Below are 20709 nucleotides of genomic sequence, written 5' to 3'. Positions count from 1 at the left end.
CCTCAAACCAGTGACATTTCATGACTTCGTGACCAGAGAGGCACAACAAGGACCTATGCCTCGTAGCGGTAGCGTGTCTGTAATTTTTAGTGGCTGATGCTGAGCATGCCACGTACAGGAACGATCGAAACTAACTTTAGGCAATGCCAAATTAGTGATGACCTGAAGACAGGAATTTCTGCGTGGACATCGTCATGTAGTACATATTTATAAATGCTATTGAAACCTAGATTGATATATTCTCTACCAAAGATCGGGAAAGTGTCAGTGAAGCACATTCTGCATGGATAAATGGTTTTAACCTTGTTGGTTCTAGTGTGGTCGAATTTTTGTGCTTTTTACTTGAAAAATGGATGTGATGTATAATGGAGCGCTTAACAAATCCACGTCATTAAATATCTGAGTGTTAGAGTTCATTAACTCCGCGTTCGTTGAATAGAAAATGACAAGCGAGATTTTCACGAATGGATCCGAAGTTTCTCAAGTCTATTTGAAGGGCCTACTTGCTGTATCAGCTAATACGGATAGCTGCACTAATAGCCAGCTGGATAACTTATAAGATAAACCATCTGTATTTAAAAAAGTATTGCGTGGAGGGATGATGGAAAGAATTCTTCGAGGCGTCAGTAATGCATTTAGGAAAGGTGGCAATAAGTTTGATCCTAGTGTGCACCGATTTCCTGAAATACGTGTCGACCAAATTGCTTCTGAATTACGGCTGTCGGAGCGTGGACATGCAGATGGAGAAAAAAACTATCCTGACACAAGCAGTATATCGAAGACACCTCCTGAGCTTGATGCCATTGAACATGTACGCAGGCTGCGAGTAGCAGCACTTAATAATTTTGAAACCGAAATGGAGAGTTACGAGTCGAGAATTGCATCTGTGAAAGAGGAGGGGGAGCATATCTCTCTACTTGTAGGGAAAGCTAAATCGGAAATAATTGGTAAGTCAAAGCAATGGGAAAATGAGTTAGAAAATCCAAGAAAAAATGTTTTTGAACAGCAACACAAACTCAAAAAGTTCCAAGCCGAACATGGTGTCGAAGGACCTCCAAAAGAAAAAGGAGGGCTATTGACAATTGCGGCGGCTATGCTGCTAGCAGTAATAGAGCTTGTTATAAATGCGTATTTTTTTGCAGAAGAAAACCCAATGGGGTATTTGGGTGGGGTTGCAATTGCAGCTGCTATTGCCTTCGTAAATGTTTTTGGCTCGGGGCTTTTGGGTTTTTTCTCCCGATTCAAAAATATGAATAAAATACCGCAGGAAATGTTTGGCTGGTTGTTAGTTGCTTTATTTATAGTGTTTGCTTCAGCTATTAATCTGGCTGTTGCGCACTTGAGAAGCGCGTTGGAATCACATGCTTGGGATGTATCTTTAATAACAGCTGTTTCAACCTTGAGAGAAGCTCCTCTCGACATCCATTCGTTCTCAGCTTGGCTTGTAGTTGGGTTTGGGGCGATAGTAAGTTTTTTTGCATTTTGGAAGGCTCATACTTTCTTTGATCCTTATCCTGGTTATAATAGAGCATGGCAAGATTGTGAAACAGCTATTGATGAGTATGCTGACGTCTACAGTGAGGCACATGAAGAGCTGACGAAAATGTTCGAAAGTGCTACAGAAGACTTAAAAGATGAAGTCGAAAGGCGTAGGCATAACATGAAATCAGCAACCGATGCATATATCGGAAGATCGTCCCTGGTGAGAAATTTTGAAGTTTTTTTAGAAAGCTGTAATAGCGCAGCTAATAAAATGTTAAGTATTTATAGGGATGCGAACATTAAAGCCAGAACAGAACCTTCGCCTCAATATTTCGGTGAAACCTTTTCGTTTGAAAAATATAATGTCCCCAGGTTTGATAAAAAAGAGGATGAGCATCCTAATAACTCTCAGGCCGAGATAGAAAAGATAGAAGGTTCTGTAAAGTGTGGTGTTGAAGAGCTTTTAAAGGTTAGAGAGTCGGCTCTCTCGGCTTTTCCAACAGTTAGGCAGATTAAAAGCCAGCAATCAATTGAAGCTAATGAACAACACTACAAAGAAGCTTGAGGAAGGTGAAGGATATACTATATGGCCCGGAGACGGTACCGTAGGCGTAGAAATAGTAGCGCTGCAAAAAACGTAGTAGCTGTTTTTATTATTCTTTTATCGGTTTCCATCTTGGGTGCATTTGGGTGGTTCTGGTTCAAGAATTCAAATAAGCCAGCAATTGATACAGTGTCTTTATGTCCTGAGGATGGAGCAAATTCGCATCTTGCCATTTTAATAGATACAACAGATCCAATTACGCTAACTCAGTTACAAGCAGCTAGGCAGCACATTGATAATAGGATAGCAAATGCAGAAGTGGGTGGGAGAGTTAGTTTCTCAACGGTGTCACCTGACAAGCAAATCCGTGAGAGAGCGTATTATTCAATTTGCAAACCTCCGAGCGGCGATGATGCAAGCTATTTTACTGAAAACCCAAAGTTAATACAGCTCCAGTATAAGGAAAACTTCCTGGACCCTGTAGAGCATTCGCTCAATAGATTATTGACGATCGAAGAGGCTGAATCTTCTCCAATCATGGAAGCACTGCAAGAATTTGTCACTAGGATACCATCCTTTACTCTGACTAGCACTCCGCGTGAAATTGTTATTATGAGCGACTTGGTCCAGCATAATGAATTCTTTAGTTTTTACAGAGGACATAATTGGGAGACCTTTAAAAATAAAAACGGACCATCAAAGCTAAGTAGGAACTTGAATGGTGTTAAGTTAACTATCTTGAGAGTTCCAAGAGATAATGTAAAGATAGAAGAAGTCGATGACTTCTGGGTGCGATACTTCGATGCACAAGGTTTTAATAATGTTAATGTTATTACCATAGGGGAGCTATAAATATGTCTGCGGGAGGTGATAAGCAATATTTCCAAGTGCTTGGTAAAGACAGTTTTGACAAGTTTCTGCTGGCTCTTGCATTTATATTAGGCATCTTAGGCAATATATTGCTTAAGATATTTTCAGCACCTATATTCCTTCCTGCCATATTCTCTGCTGTGGTAATTATTGGATACGCCGTATGGGTTTATAATAGCAAAGCCGGGCGTGTTGAACCGGACCAAGTTGGAGATAATGCCTACTATCTGGGGTTTACCTTAACCCTATGTTCGCTTGCATATACTCTTTTTGAGCTTGGTTACCATGATATTGAGTCTGAGTTTATAGCCCATGTGATCTCAGGTTTTGGAGTTGCATTAAGTTCTACCATTGTGGGAGTGGCTACAAGAGTTTTAATGTTACAGTTTAGACTAGATCTTACAGCACGAGATAAAGAAGCACGTCTTTCAATAAATCAAGCCATGAGGTTGTTTCAAACTGAGCTAACTGAATCTGTCAGAGGGCTAAATTATTTTGGCGCGGAGATTCGTCAAAATCTTGAAGAGCACTTAAAGCAGACTTCAGAAGCCCATGAAAGGCGCTTGGATAACTCCTTGGAAAATTTAATGTCGGGGTTTAAAGAATCAATTTCAGAGTTTGTGGAGATGGCTCAGGCATCCAATCAACAATTGGCCAAGCAGGCTACTGAGACAGCTCAAAGTTCTGAAAAGAAAATGGGGGCTGTATTAGATAGGCTTGAATCGTCAATCAACACTGCCCATGATAATACCAGTGATGGAAGCAAGGCTATTTCTGAAACAGTTGCGCATTTGCTCAAAGAAAACAGTAAGAGCCTTGAAGAGATGAAAAGATTTACGGACATGTCACATAAAAGTATAAGCGAATCTATTGATAGATTTAGCACTGAAATATCTTCTATCGTTAATAGTTACCAGGAGTCTCTGTCATCTGCTTCTAGTAGCACCGAAGCTGCTGCGTCTTCTTTTATACACTCTAGTGACAACCTTGGAAAGGCTGTAGCAGAATTCGAAAATCGTATTTCTGATTTAAGTGATCGTGTATCTGAGAACTCTCGCAATATTAATAAATCTTTAGATCAGCGTCTAAAGGATGAGTCGGTTAATATTGACAATATGAACAATGTTGTTGCCACTTTAAGGGAGATTGCGAAAGATATTAATTCTCATAAGGAAACTTCATATAGCGACGCAGAAAGTCTCTCTACTTTGCTTGAAAAGAGTCACGAAAATCAATTATTTTCTGCCCAGAGATTGAGTGATATCGTCGCCTCTTTAGAAAAGAGTGTAATGTCCCTTAATGAAAAAGTGCAATTTTCAAGTGATGCTGAGAAAAAGATTGAATCTCAGTTGTCGTTATCAGAACGCTCTGGTGGGAAAGATGAAACAGATAAACCACAGAGTGGACTGTGGAAAAATATTTTCAATAGAACAAGCGAGGAAAAGAACTGACTGTTGGCGCTATTCCTTGAATAGAGAGAGCTTCGTATGTTGGGGGATAAAACATCTACAGAACAAAAGTTCAGTTATCGGAAAGGTACGATAATGGGGCTAACAGCAGCTGAAGCTTTTATGCTGATTAGTTTCATATTGTTGTTGTTGTTGGGTTTATGGCGTCAAGCTGCCAAAGAAAGACTTAACCAAGCTGAGTCTTTTTCCAAGGGGCTGACAGCTGAGCAACGTGATGTTGCACTTGAATACAAAGACCACCTCGATCAGCTTAATAAAGTCATCATTAGTCTCAATGACTATAAAGATGTAATTGATGAAGCAAGTGCTGATGAGGTTGAGGAAGCGTTGAGATTGAGAGATAAAGTCCAAGGTTATGATCCACATGTTGTGGAGCAGCGAGTCAGGCTGTTAGAGAAAAGTCTTGTCGAGCAACTAGCTGAAGTGGCGGCTACTATATCGGATGATAACCTTCGTGCATTAAAAGACTTGGCGACGCTTGAAAAAATTCCTAATGTACAAGATATCATTGAAAAAGATGAGGCGCTTGGCGAAATAGCAAATGAGCTTGAGGGTTATAAAGACACTGGCTTGAGTGTTGAAGAGGTAGAGCACATAAGCCAAGCTAGAGAGGTTTCTGGGAGAACAGGAGCTGATGTCGCCGAAGCAATTAACGTTCAAGCAGGTGATAAGATTGAAGCTCTAGGTGGCGAGATATTAGATAATGGGAATGTGATATTTCCTGAAAGTGTGCTTTTTGATGCTGGCAGCGCTGTTATTAAAGCTCAGTTTGATAATGTTCTCCAAGAGTTTTGTCGACCATGGTTTGAAATCTTGTATGGTGTCAACGATTCTCTATCGAGAGTTCAAATTGAGGGGCATGCCTCTTCAGACTGGAATGACGAACCTCCATCTGTTGCTTTTGAGAAAAACCTTGATTTGAGCCAGCGTAGGGCAGGGGCCGTTTTTAAAAGGTGCTTGGCGTATGGGGGTAATGACGAAGTGGCTTCTTGGGCAAAGTCAAAGCTAGCCGCTATAGGGTATTCATCGTCCCGTCCCATTATAGTTAATGGTGAAGAGGATCGTGAGCGATCTCGGCGTGTTGTTTTTGCTATTGATGTGCGTACTGTAGAAGAGGCCGTCACTAAGAATCTGAGTGCCCATGAGATATAATCACTTTAAGGCTGCTGTGCCCACCCCGCTGTGAATCTCCAGGTTATGTCCTGCCTTCCTATGTATTGCACTCCTTCATTGTGATGTCACCTTGATGAGCCTCTCATGTGTGGTTACTTGATGCTGCCTACTCAATCCGGCCAGTTGTCCTCTTGAATTGATAGCGGCCTGGTACCTCTGATGCTTATAAATGCTCCAGTACGTGCTTTTGATACGCACTTTCGATGGCCTCCAAAATCTGAGGGCAATCGCGCAGAAGAGTGTCCCTGTCAGATCCGTCAGGCACCCGGCCCGCGTGGTCGATACAGCCCCTTACGGTGCGTGACAGTATCGGGTTGGGTAGGTCATGGGCAGCATCGACATCAGCATATATCGCATCGTACAGCTGCAAAGTACGGACTTCTTGACGTAGCACTAGAAGCAGGTCATCGCCAGTCTCCTCCTGCTTCTGCTTGGCGAATTTTAGTAGTCGCTCGCGTACTGAGCGTGGCAAAGATTCGATGAAGTCGGCTAGCTCCTGAAAGCCGCTCCAGGTGGGCTTCTCGGATTGGCTCTCTGTGTCGTCCATAGCGTCCTCCTGCGGGTCGGTAGAAACTGAAGGCTACTCTGCATCCGGCTTCTTTGGTTTTGTCCGAAAAGTCGGATGTGCTAATTTTTCCTATGCCGAAGCTGCATAGATGACGTATGGCTGGACGCTACGAGATCTCCGACCACGGTTGGTCCATGATCGAAGATATCGTCGCCCCGTCCCAGACGATGGGGCGCCCACGCCGAGATGACCGCCAGGTTTTGAACGGCATCTTCTGGATCCTGTGCTCTGGGGCCAAGTGGCGTGACCTGCCGGAGCGATATGGTCCTTGGAAGACGGTCTATGACCGTTTCCGCCAGTGGCGTGATGATGGCACTTTCGAGACCATCTTGGCCCGGCTACAGCTGAGGCTGCGTGAGGATGGCCTGATGGACCTCGACACCTGGATGATTGACTCGACGACGATCCGAGCGACACGGGCCACCTCGGGAGGCGGTAAAAAGGGGGAGCTGACGAACCGGTAAACCATGCGCTGGGCCGCAGCCGGGGAGGTTTGACCACCAAGATCCACATGGTTTGCGACGCCCATGGCTTTCCCCTGACGTTCACGCTGTCTCCTGGGCAGGACTCGGATACGCGTCATTTCATACCCACCTTGGAGCAAGTGCGTCTGTCTGGCCCGGCAGGCCGGCCTCGCAAGCGCTGTAGTTATATGGTGGCAGATAAGGGCTACGACAGTGATGAATTGCGTCGTTACTGCGATCGTCATCGAATGAAGCCCGTCATCGGCAATCGCAAGATGCACCGAAAGCCCCGCCCAGGGCTGCCAAGAGGGTTCGATAAGCCGAAATATCGGCAGCGGAATATCATCGAACGCCACTTTGGTTGGGTGAAAGAGCTGCGGCGAATTTGCACGCGCTTTGACAAGCTGGCCAGCAGCTTTCGAGCGATGGTATGCCTAGCCTGCATAGATCGGTGCTTACGAGCTAACTTTTCAGACAAAGCCTAGCAGAGGATAACTTCTATTGGCGATCTGATCATCCGGGACCCTACAACTATGAACTTTTTCAGTTGAGAGGTCAGTCGGCGCATAGCTTTGGAAGCATTCCGTTCGAGTTGACCAGGCAGTTGACAATCGAAGCCCAGTCGTTCGCGTGGGAGGTGCTCTTTGCCTACTTCCGGAAGGATAGCCTTTCGGATGAATATGCAGATGAAGCACTGGAATTGAACCTCGAACTTGTGGAATCAGAACCAGAAAATTGGAGCACCCCTTTAACTGCTGAGAGCAAGGATGAGATTGGGTTTCTCGGGGGCTGGATAACAACACGTTGGACCGAAACCAAGGGGAATGTCACTTAGGCTCTGGCATCAGGGCGATTTTGACCACATACGTGAGTAGTGCCCAGGGACTACAGAAGCCGTCTATGTGTCCAAGAGTCTAGTGCTATAGAAATACATTTTTCCTTTTTGTTATTAAGGTCATTCAGGGGGCATGCACATATCATATATTTCCTGTGAAAAATCATGCACGGCCTCTGTACGGCGAGTATCAGTGATGTATCGATCACTAGTCCAAACCATATACTGGATCTTATCTACCAGCTCTTTAAGCTGAGGGTCTCTCATTCTCCTTACAGATTCATGAACATTGTAGCCACTTCTTTCACCGGGGAACTGGTGTGTTCTCATCATCTCTTCAGCAAAGTCTGCGAGCATATGACATACACTCGCCTTGGCTGCTACGGGAAGCATGAGAGACAAGGCTAGAGTGGAAGCGATGACGGTACGCATGTGATCCTCTCTGTCGCAGATACGCAATGTTACATTACTATAGTCCATGCGCTGGGATGTACAACTGGCTTTTCTCAGCCAGGTGCGAGTCAGATCCTCCCCATGGAAGGGTGCCACGAGGAGGACCTCATCCTCCCTCTAGCACCCAATAGGGGCGCTGATGGTTTCTCTACCGCAGCGTTGGCAAATCCCTTTCTCCACCTGCGTCGCATCCGATAACGACGGTTCCACGCCTGGCTGCCCCCGAGCGAGGATGCCGAACACACCTTCGAGGCCTTGGTGAAGGCATTCCGCCACTTCGACGTGGTCCCACGCACGGTACTGGTCGACAACCAGAAAGCGGCGGTGCTGAAGCATGACCGGGACCACCGGGTGATCTTCAACGCCGGCTTCCTGCAACTGGCCAACCACTACGGCTTCGCGCCGAAGGCGTGCCGGCCGCAGCGCCCGAGGACCAAAGGCAAGACGGAGCGCATGGTCGGCTACGTCAAACAACACTTCTTCCAGCGCTACCGGGAGTTCGAGAGCTACGCCCATCTCAATCAGCTGCTCCAGCAGTGGCTGGAGCGAGTGGCCGATGAACGACCGTTGCGCCAGTTCCGCCAGACGCCGGCGGAGCGCTTCGCGGAGGAGCGGGAGGCGCTACAAGGCCTGCCCGCCAGCGATTTCGATTCCCGCTACCACGACCAGCGCCAGGTCGGCTGGGACGGCTATATCGAGGTTCGCGGCAATCGCTACAGCGTGCCCGACGCCTACTGCGGCCAGGCGGTAGTGGTCCGCCTGAGCTTGGACGACGAACTGACTGTCTACAGCCCGGCCGGCGACGCCATCGCCCAGCATCGCCTCCAAGCGGCTCAGACCGGTTGGTGCTCGGTACCGGAGCACCATGCCGCCCTCTGGCAGCAAACCCTGTCGGTGCAGCAACGTGACCTGCGGGTCTACGAGGAGGTGCTGTGATGGCCCTGGACCAGTTGCTCAGCCGTCTGAAGATGGACCACCTCCAGGCCTCGCTCGACAGCCTCTGCGAACACGCCAGCAAGCAGGACCTGAACTACCGCGAGTTCCTCGAGCAGGCCCTGGCCCAGGAATGGGGCGGCCGACACCAGAAGGGACTGGAGTCCCGGCTGAAGCAGGCTCGGCTCCCCTGGATCAAGACCCTGGAGCAGTTCGATTTCAGCTTCCAGCCGAGCATCGATCACAAGATCGTGCGCGACCTGGCCGGCCTGGGCTTCGTCGAACGTGGCGAAAACGTGGTGCTGCTCGGACCACCTGGCGTGGGAAAGACCCATCTCGCCGTGGCGTTAGCCGTGAAGGCGGCTGAAGCCGGTCACCGCGTGCTGTTCATGACCCTGGATCGGCTGGTCAGCACCTTGGTCCGAGCGCGTCAGGAGAACCGTCTCGACCGGCAACTCCAGCAGCTGAGCTATCCGAAGGTGCTGGTCCTGGACGAGATGGGCTACCTGCCGATGACGCGCGAGGAAGCCAGCCTGTTCTTTCGACTGATCAACCGGCGCTACGAGCGAGCCAGCACCATCGTGACCTCGAACAAGTCGTTCATGGACTGGGGCGAGATCTTCGGAGACCAGGTCATCGCCACGGCTATCCTGGATCGGCTGCTGCATCACTCGACCACCCTGAACATCAAGGGAGAGAGTTATCGGCTGAAGGACAAGCGTCGAGCCGGGCTGGTGACGACACCCACGACGAAGGAGGAGGACACCTCACACGATGCTGGATCGGAACCGATGAAAGAGCACTGATGAAAACCGGACAATCTGAATTGATGAAATCCGGACAACTTTCATTGACGTTGACACATGGTCCTGCTACCGGCTGCCCTGCGCCAGGCCGCCACTTCCGGCGAACTCCACCGGGTCACCCGGCCCGGTGACGTCGATGACCAGCTCAACACTCTGATGACCACCGAGTGGGTGGTCTACAGCAAGGACTGTCTCGAACACACCGACACGGTGGTGCGCTACCTGGCGCGCTACACGCGCCGGATCGCCATCAGCAACGCCTGCATCCTCGCCGTGGACGACCACCAGGTGACCCTACGCTACAAGGACTACCGCGACCGTGACCGGCGTAAACAGCTCGTCCTCGATGGCGAGGAGTTCGTGCGCCGCTTCCTGCTCCACGTCCTGCTCCCCGTCCTGCCCAAGGGGCTGATGCGGGTCCGACACTACGGCTTTCTGGCCAATCGCTGCCGGCGACGACGCCTGGCACAGATCCGCCGGGCGCTGGCGGTCGTCGAGACGGCAGCGGATGTCGAACCTGCCGTCGGCAACTCGGAGCCGACCTACACTTGCCGACACTTCGGGTGATCGGGACCCTCACGCCCCGGCGACTCAAACGTAGCCGACACCCCAATCACAGGGCGCAACGCTATTGAGCATGAGCTGACGCCCTACCCACACAACGGACTTGGCGATCCGGCCCGCTCGCGGGTCGCAGCGGCGCTCGTCCCGCTGATGGATTTTGACCAGCAAGCGCGCTACGTTGGGGCAAATTGGCCCCGGAGGGAACTGGGATCATGGCCGACATCACTGCCCGAACGCGTCACAACAGATCCGGATGCGCGCGACCTGACGTCTCAGGCCGCACACCGGCCAATACTATACCCTATAGAAGCTGTGTAGCAGCCTGATGGGCGGCTTAGTCCAACAGACATTTATACGCCATGCTCCGCACGGCGAAGAAATGCTGAACAGTTAGGAGTAGTGAAAGGATGAAGGGATTCAAAATATTTGGTTCGTTCGCATTGCTCATTACCATCGCCCTTTTGCTTGGGTGTGGCCCCAGTGAGGATTCACGATACGACTCCGGTTACAGCGATGGGTACGCCGAAGGCTACAACACTGAGTGCAAAATAAGATCGACACTTGTTGAAGGAAATTGGGACGACGAGGCCTATTCAAGGGGTTACCAGGATGGCAGGGCAGATGGAGTTGCTGCCTGTAGAAAAGAGCAGCGCAATTAAATCATGTGGATCACTCCTAACAAGTCATTCAAGTTCGTTCCGGCCCTGGCGGGCCTCCACCGGATTGGTTTTCCGGCGCGGTGCGCCTCCAAACCGGCCGCTTAATATTGGCGTTAGCTTCCACAAGAAGGGATGGAGATGTTCAGAAAAACGAAGGATCCACATGCAGTAAATACTTATTGCTGGCCCGAAAAAGACAAAGCATATCAGAACTTACGGGTTGTTATTGATAAATATTTATTATCAATATCCGGGTCGTCTGGCATTCGCGAAATTGGCTTTGAGGGGCACGTAGGGATTGAATCAATGCGAGGTATGAAAGTCGCTATCAATTTCGAAATTCTAGATCCGTTTGAAACACCTAGTTATCTACGAGAGGTATGGAATGATTTCCCAAAGCGAATAGAGGGGGTCTGTCAGTTTCGGGAAGCCATAAATTCCTTCGAATATCCCAATTTTGATGTAACTTGTTTTTGTGAAGAAGGGGAAAATATACTCCATTCGCTATCTCAGTTACCACAGTTCCTGAATACACAGGAGGCTTCTGTAGTGTTTGATATAGAGGTTGATTTCCCTGGGACAATGGAAAATGAATTTTGGAATAAGCATTGGCGTAGTGAAGCGCTTCGTGTTCGTAACTGGCGGTTTATTTGTGGAACGAAAGAAAAGTAGTCGAAGATTTTTTGAGGAAACAATTCGAAGCTAACAATGCCATAAACACGGACCACAAAAAGCGACGCTTTCTGCGTCCCGGTTATGGCAGGCGTTACATGAGGACTCTCCGAAAGTCCGCTTCTGGCCGAGGCTGTGTGAAAACGTGGCTCCCGCTACACTCTACCCGTGACAGCTCGTGGAGGTGCCGATGAAGCGTTTCGTTTCAGGGGAGTCCCGGTCTCAAGCCACGTTGTTCCCTGAGCTTCTGGATGATTTCGTCTCAGAAGACAACCCGGTCCGTGCCATCGAGGCCTTCGTCGAGGTTCTCGACCTCAGACAGCTCGGCTTCAAGGGAGTCGATCCCCATGCCACCGGCCGGCCCGCCTATCACCCCGCTGTACTCCTGAAAATCTACCTCTACGGATACCTCAATCGTGTCCAATCCAGCCGCCGCCTGGAGCGCGAGGCGCAGCGCAATGTCGAGCTGATGTGGCTGACAGAGCGCCTGGCACCGGACTTCAAGACGATTGCCGACTTTCGAAAGCACAACGGCAAGGCGATCCGCGCCACCTGCCGAGACTTTGTCGTACTATGCCGGCGCTTGGGGCTCTTCTCACAAGCGATCGTTGCCATCGACGGGAGCAAGTTCAAGGCGGTTAACAACCGAGACCGCAACTATACGTTTGCCAAGATGAAGCGGCGTGCAGAGGAAATCGATAAAAGCATCGAGCGTTACCTACGCCAACTCGACTCAGCTGACCAAGGCGACCCCGCTGTTACAGAAGCGCAGACAGCACAGCTGAAGGAAAAGATTGCCGCCCTCACCGAGGAAGTACAGCAACTACAAGCCATTGAAATACAAAGAACCCAGGCACTTGACCAGCAGGTCTCGTTGACGGATCCCGATTCTCGCTCCATGACGACGCGAGGCACCGGGGTAGTGGGGTACAACGTACAGACAGCTGTGGATAACCGGCATCACTTGATCATCGCCCATGAGGTCACCAACGTTGGTAGTGACCGCAGTCAACTTTCCCGCATGGCCAAGAAGGCGCGTGATGCCAGCGGCATCAAAGATCTCACTGTCGTGGCTGATCGCGGTTACTTTAAGGGAGAAGAGATTCTCGAGTGCCACAAGGCCGGTATCACCACCTATCTCCCCAAACCGAAAACCTCACCGAGCCAGGCCAAGGGAAAGTTTCCCAGAGAGGCTTTTCTCTTCATCCCCGAAAGCAACGAATACCGCTGCCCTGCGGGAGAGCGACTGATCTGGCGTTTCAAGAGCGTCGAAAAGGGTCAGACGCTGCATTGCTACTGGAGTTCAGCCTGCCCGGCCTGCACGATGAAAGGGCAATGTACCACTGGTAAACATCGGCGTATCAAACGCTGGGAGCATGAGGATGTGCTTGAGGCGGTACAGTCTAGGCTGGACCAGAAACCGGAAATGATGCGTCTCAGACGCCAGACAGTCGAGCACCCGTTCGGCACACTGAAGGCCTGGATGGGAGCGACGCATTTTCTGACCAAGAGCCTCAAGAACGTCAGCACGGAAATGAGCCTTCACGTGCTGGCCTACAATATGAAACGTGTCATGAAGATCCTTGGAACCAAGAGGTTGATTCAGGCGATGCGGGCATAGTGTGCCTGCCGCTCTCTGTAGCGCCTGTAGCGCCCTATGACGCTCTCCAGGAAGGATTTCTCGGGGCTCGCGATTTTGAATAACCTCGTCTGTGGCGATGACGGAAGTGCTCTGAGACGCCTCGTTGGCCGCTGGGCGTGGCCTGACAGCCGGATGCGGGAACAGGCAGCGGATTTTTGGGTTTTCACACAGCCTCGGCCGCTTTCTGACATCATAGATACCTACTGCCTTGTCCAAGCTCCATGGGCCGACTTATCAATGCCGGCATCTGTTGAGCTGTGCTTCTCAAGCCAACACGGCTAGCGTCCCTTGCGGACTGTTGCTCACTTGCCACAGTCCCATGACATCAATGCAAATCTCATTGCGTTTCTATGCTTCGGTAATTATGATGCCTTACGAAATTTACCTACTAGAGACGTATGCAATGTCAAACCTCCTGGCTACCTATGCTCAGCAAGAGCAGCAGATGAAGCAGCTTGCTGAGCAGCTTGAGAAAATGAAAGCTGATCCGCGCCTCCAGGCTGAATTTGAGTTTAAAGAGAGTCTTGAGGCGCTGATGAAGGAATTCGATAAGAGCGCTGCCGATGTTCTGGCCCTGCTCCGACCCGAGCCGGCGTCTGAAAGTGGCCAGAAGGCCCAGGGACAGCGCCGCACGCGCAAGCTGAAGGTTTACGAGAACCCGAACACTGGGGAAGTGGTGGAAACTCGCGGTGGCAATCAAAAAACCCTGAAAGCTTGGAAAGAAGAATTCGGCGAAGAGACCGTCGAGTCCTGGCTGGTCCGCACCGAAGACTGATTCAGCGCGACGGTAGCTGCCGATGCTCGACCATGAAGCCCCATACTCGCTCAGCGATGTGGGGCTTTTCATTGTCCGAACGACAGTATGCGCGTGTACCTGCTTCCCCTAGTAGGTGCTGCAAACGGTGATCTCGATCCATGACGTCTAGATGAGGCTTTAGCGATGACGCGGTGTCCGAGATCGGCTAGATGCGGATGCATCACCTGCATGGCCCAGGTGCCGCTTCAGCGGGGTCTCATTATCGGGTAGGGAGTAGATTAGCGGTAGTTCTTGCCCATCGCTTGGAAATGCGCCTCGACCTGCTTGCCCATTGCCTGGAGCTGGGCTCGGACGTGCTTACGGTAGGCGCTTTCGATGGCCTCCAGGATCTGAGGGCACTCGCGGAGAAGTGTGTCCCTGTCAGCCCCGTCAGGCACCCGGCCCTCGTGCTCGATACAACCCCTAACGGCGCGTGACAGCATCGGATTGGGTAGGTCATGCTCTGCATCGACATCAGCGTAGATAGCGTCGTAGAGCAGAAGGGCGCGGGTTTCCTGCCATAGCTTGTCGAGCAAAGTGTCTCCGGTCTCCTCTAGCTCTTGGGCTAACGCGATGATTCGGCCACGAACAGAAGAAGGGATCGCCTCGATAAAGTCGGGCAGATCCAGCGCGAAGTCGAGGCTTGAAAGCAGGTCGGGGCGCTTGCCGTCGCGTATGGCTTTGAGCTGGTTAACCTCGCTACGCAGCTCGTTGAGCTTGGTGTTGGCCATCGAGAGCGTGATTGCCAGGCCCACGATTTGGTGCTCCAGCCTGCTTATGGCGTCATCCAACTCGGCCTTTTGCTTGTCATTCATCGTATTAGCCTTGGCGTGGTGGAGGCTGACGAAACGGCGCTGAGTGCTTGGATCCCCTGGCAGTTGGTTTTGCGGTCATCTCAGCTGCTGGTGGTTCTTTGACCAATGATCAGTTTTCCATCGTCGTTCATGTTTAGCGCTATCACAGCTTTTCGATAGATTGAACATAGCCAATGATTGGGTAGCCTGCTGCTTTAGCAGCTTTTTCTGCGTCGATGCGTGCTTCAAGCTCAGAGATTTTGGGGGACTGGTACTCGAATACCTCATCAAGCAAGCTCATTTTCTTTTCTCTTACGACTAGCTTGATAATGTATCCTGTTTTATATGCCACGCCAGTGTAAGCTTTGTCCTTGGTTTCTTGAGGTGATTTCTTGGGCTCTTGTTGAGGAAGGTTGATCTTCTTTGTTGCGACACGTCGCTCACCAAACTGTTCCTGAGCGCGTTCAACTGAACGATTGTGCTTCTCGACAAAATCATCACGTGACGACAATAATGCTTCTTCGAACGCTTGCAGTTCTGTCATTCAGCTTCTCCGCTTGTTTGAAATGACTTGTATGTTTTCAGCGCAATCCATAATATCCCCCGCCTTGAACATCATTTCAGATTTTCGCTGGCCGGCGTTGAACAATGGCTTGGGTGGTAATACCCCATGAATCTTGCTGCCGGAGAGGATGGCCTCTCGTAGCTCGGTAACAGTGACCCCAAGCATCAGCGAAGCATTGCGGATGCCAATGCGGGAATCGCGGAATACGGGCATGTCGAGCAATCCTGTTGGTTTGTGTTATTGAAATTGAATCACGCCGTCGTTTCACCAGTTTCCTTACAGCCACCTCATGCCTTGGTGATAAGCGACTTCAACAAAGGTTCCATGATGATGTCGGTACGATGTTAGCCCCAGCGTCGTATCTGCATGCCAGCATCCTGTTGGCAGCCCATTGAATGCGCAAGTGGTGATTACTGTCAATGCCTTTGGTCTCGAGGCCATCTGCATCGTGGATTCACGTAGCGCTGACCCGGGCTACTCGGCGGTAACGGCAACAAGGCAGGAGAGACCAGCTGCGTAGCGGAAAGGTACAGTTTGCTCATCAAGAATCCATATATATGGCACTGAGATGGGTAGATAGTTTCCTACTTTCACCGTTTTTGCATTACGTTTACGCACCCCATGCGTCCTTGGCCCTTACTCTCTTCATTAGTCTTAGCGAATGATCGGAGAACCTCCCGACAGAGTTGATGGTCCCACCATTCCCTCAGGAGGTCTAGCTCTCCAGAGTATTTGGTCTCACAGAGAGGGCTTCATGCCCATGCTAAGCTTCTCTGGCAGTTCCTATAGGGTTGCCAGTATATAATGATAGCAGAAACCTGGAGGGGAGGTCACCATCGTCGACATTTCTGCTGGTAGCTACTATCTACGGCACTAGGTCATGAAGATTCTCAGTACTATAGGGATTTCTGAAAGAATCCTTGAAAACAATAACATGCGTGAGTGCTGCCATGGTCTCTTCGGAGTTAAACAACTATTTGCGACGCGGAATGTCCTTCATACTTGGTGCCTCACCACCCAGGGCCGATAGACGTCGTGCTGCCTGGATTCGGACATAGGTCCTAATGGCTTCATGAATGAGATCTGCCGTCTTCTCAATTGGCGGGTCAGATAGTTCCATAGCCTGCTGATATAGGTCATCATCGATGGTGACGGTGAATCTCATGACGGTCTCTCAAATCAGTGACGGGATAGGTCCATGCTCTTTTGCTATACTTGCACTTATAGTCTATGCATAGGAGGTTGTTCATGGGGCAAAAGCGTTCAACTGAAAACTTTGATGTCGATGACATTTTGGCGTCTCTTGAGGAAGACCGGAAGTCAGGATGCCTTCCGAATATCGTAACTGGAAGCGCCGTCCGTTATGGAGTTGACCCTGATGATCCAGAGAGCCTTGTGGCTGTAGATACTAACGGAAAGCGTGTCCTTCTCTTCGGTTCTTGAGAAATATTGAGATATAGGTAAATCTTATGCGAACTGTATTTCTTGTCAACACACCAAGCGGTCAGGTGGTGCCTTTGCCTCACGATATGTCCTATGAGGGCATCAATGAGTTGGAGATCCATCGCGAGGGTGATGTAATCACCCTGTGGCCTGTTACAAAGAAGCGCCGGAATATTGCTGATTCCTTAGCAATGCCAGACTGGTCGGACATTGACCTTGAACCGCCGCGTGTGGAAGTCACAAACAAACTGGCCGATTTCACGTTATTAGTCACAAAATAAAAAATCTTGTAGGTAATGCTCGGTTTTCTGGCTCTAGCTACAAAACCTGATAGGTTATTCGGAGAGGTTAGCAGGCCCCTAGACTTCAATCTCGCACGTATCGCCATCCTTCATGCCTTTGGCTTCATAAAGCACGCGCTCGGCATGCATGGCCATACTAAGCCAGCCTGTGGCCATGTGTAGCTGGTGTTGGAGGTGGAGTAGCGTGCTGCTGCGCTTTGAGAAGATGCTCCGCGTCGGATCCAGTGTGAAGAGGCGAGGGCGCTGGTAGTGCCCCTCGATCAGCAGACAATTCCCATCGATACGAATCTCCAGGTCATGGCCTTGGCGCTCCAGCTGTATCTTCATAGTCAGCCATGTAGCATAAAACCCGCAAAACCCCGGCTTTCGCGTGTTTTACGCAACAACAGCGCAGCGATCACTTGTGACATACTGGGGCCGACACTTCGTGATCTACTCCCCAGCTAGTCAGCCACTTTTCCACTTCCTCCTTGGTCGAGTGAAGGCCGGTTGTCTGGTAGTCCTCCCAGGCCCTGAACGTGTCCTGCCTGAGGGTTTCTCTCTTCTCCTCGCTATCAAGCGGAATCCTCATGGCGCCTCCTGGCTAACGGTACTGACGAGGTATAAACTTTGTTCATACCAGCATAGCAAGAGACCGAGATAATGGCGAAGCAAGCTGTGTTCACTCTGAAAATTGAGCCCGAGCTGCGCGATGAGTTCATGGCCGAGGCCGAGGCGGCGCACCGTCCGGCGTCCCAGGTGGTGCGCGAGCTGATGCGCGAGTACGTCCATCGGCAACGGGAGGCGCGGGAGTATGAAGCGTTCCTCCGGGGCAAGGTCGATGCCGCCAGACGCTCCAGGGAGGCCGGTAAGGGTCTTTCCAATACTGAGGTGGAGGCGTAGTTCGCCACTCGGCGTGCGCGGGCTAAGGGACAGGCGTGAAGGTTGTCTGGACGCCCGAGGCGGTCGCTACCGCGTGGCGATCTGGGACTACCTTGAGGAGCGCAACCCCCAAGCCGCTGTGCGGATGGATCAGCTGTTCAGCGCAGCTGCCGACCGGCTGGCGGACTTCCCCGAGCAGGGCAGTCCTGGCCTCATCCCCGGTACCCGTGAGCTGCTTCCACACGAGAGCTACCGGCTGGTCTACGAGCTGGAGAGCGATACTGCTTGGATCCTGGCTTTGGTTCACACATCGAGGCTGTGGCCGCCGGGGCAAGCTGACAGCTTGTTGTTTCGGTCGCGGTTTCTGGGAAGCTTCCACGTCCTGCCCTGGCTGTCGGTGGCGAGCAGTTGCTCAGGATCCTCGGGATCGAGGCCGTAACGCACCGAACTGCTTGATACGACCTTAGGCAGGACACCAGTACGGCGGTCGGCTTCCAGGGCGTCCAGAATGTCGTTTATATCGAGGCTGTCGCTTAGCTCGATAGCCTCGCTTAGCACTTCAGCCCTGGAACTCGGCGGAAGCTCATGGATCGTTTTCACATCTACGGCCACACCCAGGAGGTCTTCCAGCTCCGTATGCATGGCGCCCAGGTCGAACAGATCGGCGTCGGGCAACACATCGATCAGGATATCCAGGTCGCTTCCTTCCTCATCCTCACCATGCGCCACGGAGCCGTATACCCTCGGGTGCAGTCCCCGGTGGCGAGCAATGATCCGCAGGATGGCGTCACGATGCTGCTGAAGGGCTTGTGATGGTTTCATGGGAAATGAGTGCCCTGTGCAAGAAATTGCCCCCAGAGCTGGCTGGAGGCTTTGTGATGTGCTTGGTGGCAGGGTGGAGGGTTACATGCTCATGCCCCACCCACAATCCTCTTCTTGCTCCAATTCACGAGATGGTCTAGAGAGGCTCTCAAACTCTTCCTTGTAATCACTCTCAATGACTTTCTCAACAGTGTTTTCGAGAGTACTCAAAATACACAAGATATGATCGTCGTCCAAATCTATTCCTGCTCTTTCCGCAGCCATCTCTATTTTTGTTTCGTTGTCCGGGCTATCAAGCCAGTCATTATCAACACCTCTTTCCTTTATACCGTAGCCTATATCCTTTTCGCCATACCCAAACTCAAGATCTCTGACCGTAAATGTTTTTCCTGAGGCTTTAATTACAGCCGCATACTCACCAAATCCAAACCAGCCATTTTCATCAGCTTCAATATTGAAGTTAACTTCTTCATCTTCATCAATTCGTGCTGAATACACAATAGCAGGATTTCTATCTCTGATCTGATCAATTAAAGCATCCAAGGCGTCTGAAAAATCATCGCCCAACATCCATTTCATTTTTATACCATGATCCTGGTATTTAGCATTATCCTTATTTTCGTCTGCTAGCTTAATAGTTGAATCATGTAGTGCAGTAAAAATCATCCCGCGATCATGTATTACGATAGCATCTCCCCATCTCGGGAGGTCAACATATGAATCTACACTCTTACCAAAAGAACTTGCAGTGTAACTAACTCTAAGATTCGTGGGGATTAAATCACTGTGCCCAACATCTTTTACTTCTACGTTAAAAATGCCCATGTTTATCTCCTGATAGTCTAATTTAATTTTAAATCAGATTTGCTAAAAAGGCAATATAATATGATTGATTGCATTGACTTTCTTCAATGTTGCTTGCAGTTTTTGGAGTTTCAGATATGGTTTAGGCTAGACGTATAAGGTAGACGCTTATGAATGAGTATCTAGAAATGATTTTACTGGCGTCGCCACTGCTCATCCTGGCTGTCGGCGTTGCTTTTGCGGCGTATTGGATCACCAGGAAGAAGTGACGAGACCAGAGAGGAGGGCGCGATGATTCATCTGAGTGAAGCCGAGGTGGTAGCCCTTGAGAAATTCAAAAAACGGGTTTCTGAAACGCACCCTGATGCCGAGTACAGCGCTGCTCGACGCGGGAAGGGACACCCCCTGGAGCTGGACGTGCTGATTGACCAGCTTGGCATACCGGGCGCTGAGGCGATACAGGCGGCTGCAAATGATGTGCTCGTGACGGATGGAGTCTATATCGTGCCGCACGTATCGCTACGTGGTCCTGACCCGACCCAGACACCACTGGATCGGCTACGTGGGAGCGTAAAGTCATTTCACCGGCCGTTCGATCCAGCTGATGAATAGCGGTCTACACTCTGATGATAGGCTCTCCGACCACATCTTCATCTTCGGGGTCGACAGAAGGCAGGATAGGGCCGAACTCGAAAATCAGCTCGTTAAGAAAGTGCTTTTCGTGATCGCCCATTGAGTCGAGATCGATGTCGTACCAGTGCTCTGTGTACCACAGAAACGCATCGTTCCGCGTCATCTCTATGTCGCTTAAATCATGGCGGAGTGAGATTTTGTGTAATTGCGGGTAGTCGCCCACTGTGATTGAAGTGGAGGTGGTAAGCCGGAAGAGTTGAGTGATCGGGCGTCCCAGAGTGTAGGGACGTTTATTACCATAACTTTGAAAGATTCGATACCGAGGAACTATCGGCCCAAATTCCTCTATCAGACTGTTAATAAATTCAATCTCGTGATCTTCAAGGGAGCGGAGAAAGACATATTCCCACGTCGACGCGTATCGCATGTGTGCGTCTTTGCGAGAAATTTCTTTAACCCCTGGGAAGCTCCACATTATAAAGCGGAGTGAGCTATAGTCATCAACACGTATCATCTTTTCCATCTCTAAAGGGTAGTCTACTATGCCTCACTGGT

At 50.4% G+C, this 20709-nt stretch carries 22 protein-coding genes and 3 pseudogenes; 15 read left to right on the top strand and 10 right to left on the bottom strand.

The window, feature by feature from the left end:
- The first annotated feature begins 601 nt into the window (after positions 1 to 601).
- The 4 genes from FHR97_RS13955 to FHR97_RS13940 are packed head-to-tail and all read left to right on the top strand — an operon-like array spanning position 602 to position 5517.
- Positions 602 to 2047: a hypothetical protein gene (locus tag FHR97_RS13955; RefSeq protein WP_183384421.1), complete on the top strand. Its 1446-nt coding sequence runs from the start codon at positions 602 to 604 to the stop codon at positions 2045 to 2047.
- 21 nt (positions 2048 to 2068) lie between these two features.
- The gene (locus FHR97_RS13950; RefSeq protein WP_183384420.1) at positions 2069 to 2878 is read left to right on the top strand and encodes a hypothetical protein; all 810 of its coding nucleotides are present in this window, start codon (positions 2069 to 2071) and stop codon (positions 2876 to 2878) included.
- Positions 2879 to 2880: 2 nt separating this feature from the next.
- The gene (locus tag FHR97_RS13945) at positions 2881 to 4347 is read left to right on the top strand and encodes a coiled-coil domain-containing protein (RefSeq protein WP_183384419.1); all 1467 of its coding nucleotides are present in this window, start codon (positions 2881 to 2883) and stop codon (positions 4345 to 4347) included.
- Positions 4348 to 4383: 36 nt separating this feature from the next.
- On the top strand, positions 4384 to 5517 hold the full coding sequence (locus FHR97_RS13940; RefSeq protein ID WP_183384418.1) for an OmpA/MotB family protein: 1134 nt from the start codon (positions 4384 to 4386) through the stop codon (positions 5515 to 5517).
- Between the two features lie 184 nt (positions 5518 to 5701).
- Here FHR97_RS13940 and FHR97_RS13935 read toward each other — a convergent pair whose 3' ends face one another.
- Complete coding sequence (locus FHR97_RS13935; protein ID WP_183384417.1) at positions 5702 to 6085, bottom strand: hypothetical protein; 384 nt, start codon at positions 6083 to 6085, stop codon at positions 5702 to 5704.
- A gap of 116 nt (positions 6086 to 6201) precedes the next feature.
- On the opposite strand from FHR97_RS13935, the gene FHR97_RS13930 reads away from it, so the two are divergent.
- A protein-coding gene (locus FHR97_RS13930) for an IS5 family transposase (RefSeq protein ID WP_183384416.1) occupies positions 6202 to 7055 on the top strand; the annotation gives its coding sequence in 2 pieces (ribosomal slippage) (positions 6202 to 6549 and positions 6552 to 7055; 852 coding nt in all).
- Between the two features lie 470 nt (positions 7056 to 7525).
- Here FHR97_RS13930 and FHR97_RS13925 read toward each other — a convergent pair.
- A complete protein-coding gene (locus FHR97_RS13925; protein ID WP_183384415.1) occupies positions 7526 to 7837 on the bottom strand; it encodes a hypothetical protein in 312 nt (103 codons plus the stop codon).
- Between the two features lie 219 nt (positions 7838 to 8056).
- Here FHR97_RS13925 and FHR97_RS13920 point away from each other — a divergent pair.
- The 6 genes and pseudogenes from FHR97_RS13920 to FHR97_RS13895 all read left to right on the top strand — a co-directional run.
- Positions 8057 to 8794, top strand: a pseudogene (locus tag FHR97_RS13920) (Mu transposase domain-containing protein); the annotation flags it as partial.
- On the top strand, positions 8794 to 9597 hold the full coding sequence (gene istB, locus FHR97_RS13915) for an IS21-like element helper ATPase IstB (RefSeq protein WP_221187806.1): 804 nt from the start codon (positions 8794 to 8796) through the stop codon (positions 9595 to 9597). The pseudogene FHR97_RS13920 and the gene istB, both read left to right, overlap by 1 nt.
- 54 nt (positions 9598 to 9651) lie before the next feature.
- Positions 9652 to 10232, top strand: a pseudogene (locus FHR97_RS13910) (IS91 family transposase); the annotation flags it as partial.
- A 720-nt stretch (positions 10233 to 10952) separates the two neighbouring features.
- Positions 10953 to 11492 carry a hypothetical protein gene (locus FHR97_RS13905; protein ID WP_221187804.1) on the top strand — a complete coding sequence of 180 codons (540 nt, stop codon included), beginning with the start codon at positions 10953 to 10955 and terminating at the stop codon, positions 11490 to 11492.
- A 190-nt stretch (positions 11493 to 11682) separates the two neighbouring features.
- Entirely contained in the window at positions 11683 to 13113 is a 1431-nt protein-coding gene (locus FHR97_RS13900; protein ID WP_183384412.1) for an IS1182 family transposase, read from the top strand.
- Positions 13114 to 13537: 424 nt separating this feature from the next.
- Positions 13538 to 13909 (top strand): histone-like nucleoid-structuring protein, MvaT/MvaU family, encoded by a 372-nt coding sequence (locus tag FHR97_RS13895; protein WP_183384411.1) that lies wholly within the window; start codon positions 13538 to 13540, stop codon positions 13907 to 13909.
- A gap of 260 nt (positions 13910 to 14169) precedes the next feature.
- On the opposite strand, the gene FHR97_RS13890 is transcribed toward FHR97_RS13895, so the two are convergent.
- The 4 genes from FHR97_RS13890 to FHR97_RS13875 form a co-directional block, all read right to left on the bottom strand.
- A complete protein-coding gene (locus FHR97_RS13890) occupies positions 14170 to 14745 on the bottom strand; it encodes a hypothetical protein (protein WP_183384410.1) in 576 nt (191 codons plus the stop codon).
- A 142-nt stretch (positions 14746 to 14887) separates the two neighbouring features.
- Complete coding sequence (locus tag FHR97_RS13885; protein ID WP_183384409.1) at positions 14888 to 15268, bottom strand: hypothetical protein; 381 nt, start codon at positions 15266 to 15268, stop codon at positions 14888 to 14890.
- Positions 15269 to 15502, bottom strand: a complete 234-nt coding sequence (locus FHR97_RS13880; protein WP_183384408.1) for a hypothetical protein — start codon at positions 15500 to 15502, stop codon at positions 15269 to 15271.
- A 760-nt stretch (positions 15503 to 16262) separates the two neighbouring features.
- Entirely contained in the window at positions 16263 to 16454 is a 192-nt protein-coding gene (locus tag FHR97_RS13875; RefSeq protein WP_183384407.1) for a type II toxin-antitoxin system VapB family antitoxin, read from the bottom strand.
- A 304-nt stretch (positions 16455 to 16758) separates the two neighbouring features.
- On the opposite strand from FHR97_RS13875, the gene FHR97_RS13870 reads away from it, so the two are divergent.
- Positions 16759 to 17013, top strand: coding sequence for an AbrB/MazE/SpoVT family DNA-binding domain-containing protein (locus tag FHR97_RS13870; RefSeq protein ID WP_183384406.1), 255 nt, complete (start codon positions 16759 to 16761; stop codon positions 17011 to 17013).
- Between the two features lie 418 nt (positions 17014 to 17431).
- Here the strand turns inward: FHR97_RS13870 and FHR97_RS13865 are convergent, their stop codons facing one another.
- Positions 17432 to 17605: a transcriptional regulator gene (locus tag FHR97_RS13865; RefSeq protein ID WP_183384405.1), complete on the bottom strand. Its 174-nt coding sequence runs from the start codon at positions 17603 to 17605 to the stop codon at positions 17432 to 17434.
- Positions 17606 to 17676: 71 nt separating this feature from the next.
- On the opposite strand from FHR97_RS13865, the gene FHR97_RS13860 reads away from it, so the two are divergent.
- Both FHR97_RS13860 and FHR97_RS20625 read left to right on the top strand, forming a co-directional pair.
- The gene (locus FHR97_RS13860; protein WP_183384404.1) at positions 17677 to 17916 is read left to right on the top strand and encodes an antitoxin of toxin-antitoxin stability system; all 240 of its coding nucleotides are present in this window, start codon (positions 17677 to 17679) and stop codon (positions 17914 to 17916) included.
- A pseudogene (locus FHR97_RS20625) lies at positions 17828 to 18157 on the top strand (type II toxin-antitoxin system RelE/ParE family toxin); the annotation flags it as partial. The gene FHR97_RS13860 and the pseudogene FHR97_RS20625, both read left to right, overlap by 89 nt.
- 41 nt (positions 18158 to 18198) lie before the next feature.
- On the opposite strand, the gene FHR97_RS13855 reads toward FHR97_RS20625, so the two are convergent.
- On the bottom strand, positions 18199 to 18717 hold the full coding sequence (locus FHR97_RS13855) for a nucleotidyltransferase family protein (RefSeq protein WP_183384403.1): 519 nt from the start codon (positions 18715 to 18717) through the stop codon (positions 18199 to 18201).
- An 81-nt stretch (positions 18718 to 18798) separates the two neighbouring features.
- On the bottom strand, positions 18799 to 19542 hold the full coding sequence (locus FHR97_RS13850) for a hypothetical protein (RefSeq protein WP_183384402.1): 744 nt from the start codon (positions 19540 to 19542) through the stop codon (positions 18799 to 18801).
- Between the two features lie 270 nt (positions 19543 to 19812).
- On the opposite strand from FHR97_RS13850, the gene FHR97_RS13845 reads away from it, so the two are divergent.
- A complete protein-coding gene (locus tag FHR97_RS13845) occupies positions 19813 to 20133 on the top strand; it encodes a hypothetical protein (RefSeq protein ID WP_183384401.1) in 321 nt (106 codons plus the stop codon).
- Between the two features lie 4 nt (positions 20134 to 20137).
- Here the strand turns inward: FHR97_RS13845 and FHR97_RS13840 are convergent, their stop codons facing one another.
- The gene (locus FHR97_RS13840) at positions 20138 to 20668 is read right to left on the bottom strand and encodes a hypothetical protein (protein ID WP_183384400.1); all 531 of its coding nucleotides are present in this window, start codon (positions 20666 to 20668) and stop codon (positions 20138 to 20140) included.
- Positions 20669 to 20709: the final 41 nt, after the last annotated feature.

This window comes from Halomonas stenophila (assembly GCF_014192275.1).
GTDB lineage: Bacteria > Pseudomonadota > Gammaproteobacteria > Pseudomonadales > Halomonadaceae > Halomonas > Halomonas stenophila.
The sequence above is the reverse complement of the archived record's forward strand: the minus strand, read 5'-3'. Positions and strand labels throughout refer to the sequence as shown.